Source organism: Peptostreptococcus sp. D1 (genome assembly GCF_900112955.1).
GTDB lineage: Bacteria > Bacillota > Clostridia > Peptostreptococcales > Peptostreptococcaceae > Peptostreptococcus.
Genome location: NZ_FONP01000018.1, coordinates 24,494 through 30,539, shown reverse-complemented (window position 1 = coordinate 30,539; position 6,046 = coordinate 24,494). Strand labels below are relative to the sequence as shown.

General features: G+C 29.3%; 6 protein-coding genes. All 6 read right to left on the bottom strand.

The window, feature by feature from the left end; all coding sequences use genetic code 11:
- Positions 1–821: hypothetical protein (locus tag BM120_RS09835; RefSeq protein ID WP_091995598.1), on the bottom strand; the 821-nt coding region annotated here is incomplete at its 3' end.
- A 14-nt stretch (positions 822–835) separates the two neighbouring features.
- Entirely contained in the window at positions 836–2,353 is a 1,518-nt protein-coding gene (locus BM120_RS09830; RefSeq protein WP_091995597.1) for a phage portal protein, read from the bottom strand.
- The gene (locus BM120_RS09825) at positions 2,354–3,721 is read right to left on the bottom strand and encodes a PBSX family phage terminase large subunit (RefSeq protein ID WP_091995595.1); all 1,368 of its coding nucleotides are present in this window, start codon (positions 3,719–3,721) and stop codon (positions 2,354–2,356) included. It abuts the gene before it with no gap.
- Positions 3,721–4,644 (bottom strand): terminase gpP N-terminus-related DNA-binding protein, encoded by a 924-nt coding sequence (locus BM120_RS09820; RefSeq protein ID WP_091995593.1) that lies wholly within the window; start codon positions 4,642–4,644, stop codon positions 3,721–3,723. The genes BM120_RS09825 and BM120_RS09820 overlap by 1 nt, the downstream gene beginning before the upstream one ends.
- A 47-nt stretch (positions 4,645–4,691) precedes the next feature.
- On the bottom strand, positions 4,692–5,303 hold the full coding sequence (locus BM120_RS09815) for a queuosine precursor transporter (protein ID WP_091995591.1): 612 nt from the start codon (positions 5,301–5,303) through the stop codon (positions 4,692–4,694).
- A 3-nt stretch (positions 5,304–5,306) separates the two neighbouring features.
- Positions 5,307–6,041: a hypothetical protein gene (locus tag BM120_RS09810; protein ID WP_177187420.1), complete on the bottom strand. Its 735-nt coding sequence runs from the start codon at positions 6,039–6,041 to the stop codon at positions 5,307–5,309.
- Positions 6,042–6,046 lie beyond the last annotated feature (5 nt).

The following is a 6,046-nucleotide window of genomic DNA, read 5'->3' as shown; positions in this document are numbered from 1 at the left end:
CAATTAGGATGTGATATTGGATATTCTTCAATAGGAAATACTCCTTGACCTAGATTGTAATTATTTTGGTTAGCATATACATCGCAAATATCTGGGCCCCACCTTTTAATTTGCCTTTCATAATGACTTGAAGATAAATTCCATTTAAGCCCCTGACAAAATACATTTTCTTTTGCACTTTCCCGATTAGCTTCATTAGCAGTTTGTGTAATTGACGTTCTAGCCAATCTTTGAGCTTGATAAGATATATTTCTACTCATACCACTTACAACTGTCTTCGCTTGAGTTCTCGTGGTAGGATTCACATAGTTATCTATTACCTTAGCTAACTCTCTAGAGTTTACACCTTTTGCTATATTTGAGGCTATTAAGGTTTGTATATCATTCTTGTTTTTATTAGTAATATTCCATATTCTAGTATCAAGTGATTTACTATCTTTATAATATTCTCCGGAAATTAGTGTTTGAACTAATCTCATATTTCTACCCTTTATATAGTTATTTGCGGTCTCTGCAATATTAACTGGAAAGACTTCACTATTAAATATCAACTGTACATCTGTAATTACATCAGAAACACTTATTATTGACTTCTTTATAGAATCGCTCAATCTATTATTTAATATGCTTACAACTTCTTCTAATTCATCATTTACATTTTGATAATACTCAATCTCTAATCCTCGTTTTTGATTTTCTTTTATTTTTTTCATTATGATAAAACTAGCAACTCTATACGCTTTTAATATTTCAACTTCCGAATTGAAAGTTATTTTGCTTATCTTTTTTCTTGCATCTTGCATTAGCTTTTCATAATCCATAATTTGTTTATCTCCTATGATTTATTTATGTCATTATTTTCTGCTAAATTTTTACTTATAGGATCCATTTCAGATTCATTAATTATTTGCAAATCGTCAATTATTTCTTTGAATGCTTCATCATAATCTTCCTCATTCCCATACTCTTTAATATAGTTTCTATGACTTCTTACATTTGCATTCACTTCTTCTATAGCTAGTCTTTTAGCATCTTCTTCATCATTTGGTATTGGGAAGTTTTTTTGCAAGACTTTAGTATACTTAATATTTAACCAAGATCTATCAAATTCTTCATAGCAATTCAATTCAGAACATGAAAATACTATTAAATCAATAAGTTTAAATATACCAGGTTCCCAATCTTTCCACTTTTCATCACACCTTGCGATTAAGTCATTGTATAAAAACTTTAATGCCTTAGCTGATGGGATATCTTTTAAAGATTCTTTTCTTGGTATGCATAATTTATCTCCCATGCTATTACTTAATAATTCTAAAAAGTTCATAACTGGTTCAGCGTTGCTAAAACTACTCTCAACTCTACTTATTTTAGCTTGTTGTCCACTATCTTTTGCAGTAGATGAAGTTTCAACTGCCATTAACGAATTTGGAGCAATCACCAAATTGTTTACTGTTTCCTCGCTTCCATCAATAACTGATGTTCCACCAAACATTTGGAATCTTAAAGCGTCTGAAAAATCGGATAATCTTCTATTATACTGGCATTGTAAATCTTTTAAAAGTTCAATATCACTTTTACCCTTCTTTTCAAACAAATCTCTTTCGTTAAAAAATACAATAGCTGGTATTTCATTAAACACTATAGGCTCCTCAACTGTTTTGTATGCATTTTTTGTATCGGTGTGTTTAAAATATTCTTTTTTAAGCATACATTGTTCTTTTTCTTTATGAACATCTAAATAATATGTATATCTTACAAAATTTTCAGTATTATCGGTTTCGTTATAACCTAAGTAATTAACTAATTTTAATTGAATTAACCTATCATTTTTATCAAGAACATAGTTAAAATCACATACATCATGAAAATAGATTTTAACTGGTTCATTTTGATTAGCTTCTATCCTTGCTAATATTCTTTTAGTAACTGTTGCAAGTTTAAAAGCTTTCATCATATTAGTCCAAAATCTGTTATCTTCAAGAATACCATCAATAAAAACTCTATATCGCTCTAGACTATCTCTAATATCTTTGTTATTTTCGGTTTCTGTATCAATTAGTTTAAATAACAAAAAAGGTTCTCTCCCTAAGAAAAACCTTGATTGCTTATTAATTAATTCTTGTGTTTTATTATCAATAACCTGTGAAGGTGTATATTTTACATTCTCATTATTTAACCAACTTTGACCTAATGTTTTTTTGTTATATCGTTTTATTTCATCTTGTGAATAAGCTCCTTTATAAAAATAGTAGTACTCTTTTATATCCGTCAACTCTTTTTTTTCTTCCGATGTTAATTCGAGCAAATCTAACTTTTTTTCATTTAAATCAACTTGAACTCTTTTAGACAACTAAAATACACCTCCCAGTTTGTTGTATACCTCTTTTATTTTTTTATCACTTTGAACATGTTTTATAATTCCAAGTCCTGTATTAGTTACTTCTTTACTGTAAATTGCAGGTTTACCATTAAAGATTATTGTATGTATAAAATATCTAATTGCATCTAAACAGTGATCATGTTCTTTTACTGGCTTATCTTCTCCTCTAGCAGCTGCTTTTTCATCCCATATGTACGTTGAAAACTCTTTAAAACAGTTTATACATTCGTTATGAAATGCTATTATTCTATTTGATAATGCTGTAGCTACATTTCTTATTCCATCTGCAACATCATTTTTTGCCTTACGCACTTTATACTTTCCTTTTTCCCTTATTAACTGAATAAAGGAAGCTGCTGAAGGGTCTATTATTATTGCAGTTGGGATAATACCATCTAAGAATTTCACTAAATCCTCATAATATTTATTATCCGACTTCTGTTTTTCTTTTTCTCGACCAGAGTAATAATATTCTTTAATACAATACCATCTATCTTTTAGTTTTCCCCATAGCAGATACACCATAGCATTTTGAGTACCATAGTCTATACTTGTATAGTACTCCTGACATTTCCCTATTAGATGTGTTTTAAAGCTGTGTTTATCAGTATTGAACATATCATATATAACACCCTCCGCTTGTACCCATAGACCTTTTACATATCTTAAATAGAACACACCTTTATATAATCTTTCATACCTGTTTTTTACATCTTCAGATAATGAAAGATTATCGTCCATATTAAAATGTAATCTATATATCATTTTAGATTTAGCTTTATCAATAAATTCGGTTTTCAACCAATGAAATGCACCACCAGGGTTACAGTTTAACCACAGTTTTGCACCAGTAACTGAACATCTAGCTATCATCTGTTCTATAAAAGTTCTAGGAAACAAGGCAGCTTCGTCTGCTAATGCTCCGGCAGCGGTAAGCCCCTGTAATTTATCTTGTGAAGCTTCGTTATTAGCATCATACATATAATAAATATTTGTATCAATTACTATATAATTTTCTGATCTATTGTATTCAAACTTCCATCCCCATGCATTTAATATTTCTTTCATAGGTTCTATAACATTCTTTTTTAATGAACCTATGGTTTTTCCTGCTATTATGAAGTTCTCACCTTGAAACAACGTTTGAGAGTAATTTAAGAAACCACATATCATAGCTATAGTTTTTCCTGAACGAATAGCCCCATCTGCTATTACCATATCACATATTGATGATGGTGCTGTAGGTCGCCACCAATTCATTAGTTGTAATTGCTTGGTTGAAAATGGATGAAATATAAACTTTTTATTTTCTCTTTTTCTCCTATTCTTTTTAGCCATTACTTCCTACCTTCTTCTAAATCCCTTGCTATAATATCATCTATACTTTCTATTTCCTCTTCTTCATCATCATTATCTAAAACATTATCCATATTTTCCACTTCTTCTTTTCCATACTCTGCTACATTAAAGTCAGAATAAATTTTTCCATCAAATTGACTATTAATAGCACTTAAGAAACTTTTAATAGACTTGTCTTGTCCTTCTTCATCATCAGAACCATAAACTTTGAATTTTTCAAGTTCATACCTTTTACGACTAATTTCTAGTAACTCTCTTTCATGTTTAATTCTTGCTATTGTTTCAATTACCTTACTCTTTTGCTTCTGTATCCTCGTTAATTCTGCTTCATACTTATTGATTAACTCGAATGCATAAACAGTTCGTTCGGTTATTTCTTTTGTTTCTTCAATAAAATCAAGTTCTGAGTCTGTCCCTTTGTGAGACAAAGTTCTTATAGTTTTATCTCCACCCACAACAACAAGATCATTATTACTATCTTTTAAAGATTTTATAAGCTTTAAATATTTCAACTCTCTTACTGTTAAGATATCAACTTCCCTCTCCAGCTCTATTATTTCATCTACACGAGGTCCAGATATTAATTCGATTTCTTCATCTGTCATGGTTGAGTACATTATCTTTTCATAAGCACCATGTTTAACCGCATTTACATTGTTTAACATTGATGGTACTTTTGCTGGCGATTCTTTATTTTTGGTTGCAACTTTTTTTGTCTTAGTTGCTTTTTTAGTTGCAACCTTTTTTGTTTTAATCTCTATATTTTTCCTTTCATCTTTCCACTTTTCTCTGCTAACCCAAGATTTTAGTGTTCCAGTTGAAATTCCGTATTTTTTTGCTATTTCAATTTGTTTCATGCCTTTTAAATAATCTATTTTAGCTTTAATCTTTACATCTGACACATCACCACCTCTTTTATATTAAAATTTGTTTTCTGCATTTTCATTCTCTATTTATCTTTATTTATTGTAAGCAAATAAAAAAACGGTGTATCCAATAACGCTAAAATAACCTTTACTACATACTGACTAATAACCATTATCAAAACGTTAGGAACAGTTCCATAAAAAGCTATTGTAATAAAAATAGCAGTATCAATTAATTGACTAGTCATTGTGCTTACATTGTTTCTTATCCACTTGTGTTTCCCTTTGTTGAGTTCTTTTAGTTTATGGAATATAAATACATCATTAGTTTGAGCTACTATATATGCAATTAAGCTAGCTATAACCATGCGAATATTTTGCCCTAATACTAACTTTAAATTATTTGCATAATCAATGCTAAAATCAGCACTTGGTAATGCTATTGCTATGGCAATAAGTATCAAGCTAAACAATTGTATAAATATACCAATCTTTACAGTTAAATTAGCTTCTTTTTTACCCCATATTTCACTTATTACATCAGTACATAAAAATGTAATAGGATATGTTGTAACGGCAGCTGGAACTATAAATCCGAATAAATTTACAACCTTACCAGCAACTATATTTGCTATTAGTAAACTACATATAAATACACAATTAATTATTATTAAATTTCTATTATTTTTGTTCATAAGCTACTTTACTCCAATCATATAAATTTGATATTTTATCCATTCTTTCATATTATGTGATGCAAGCAAAGAGCCATTTGTCTTATAGTTAATTTTATCTTTTTTATCTATTTGTCTTTGTTCAATAACACCATCTTTAAAGTGATGTATCTGATTTCCTCTTACGGCCGATAAACTCCATGATGAACTATCAACGCTATAAAACTTAAATTCCCTAAGAATCTTAGTTTTAGTAAATCCTAATCCATGTACTTTTACACCTTTAGAATTTGCATAGTTTATCATTTTCTTTATCAGAGGATAATTCTGTTTTTTCATACCTGTAACAAGTCCGCCAATTGCAACATAATTATATTCATTACACATCTTTTTCCAATATTCAATTCCTCTGTTAAGATGCCAAACGGGAATACATTTTTTGCCTGTGCTAATCTCAATTTTATGTCTCCATTTTTCTACTTGTTTTATTCCAAATATAACATCAACATCCATTTCCATATAATACTTAATATCTCGACTTTTTATATAACTGATATACTTATCTACAAAGACATCAAGCTCTTGTTTAGTAATTTCTTTACCATTCATATAACTAAATGCACCACTATCTAATAAAAAATTATTATTTCCTACTAAATTCAATGCTCTATCGCATAATTTTTCACCATTAAAAAAAGTTTCCAAAACAAATAATGGTTTTTGTTTCTTAAAGGTTTCCTCTCTGTCCTTACTACTCATGCCTT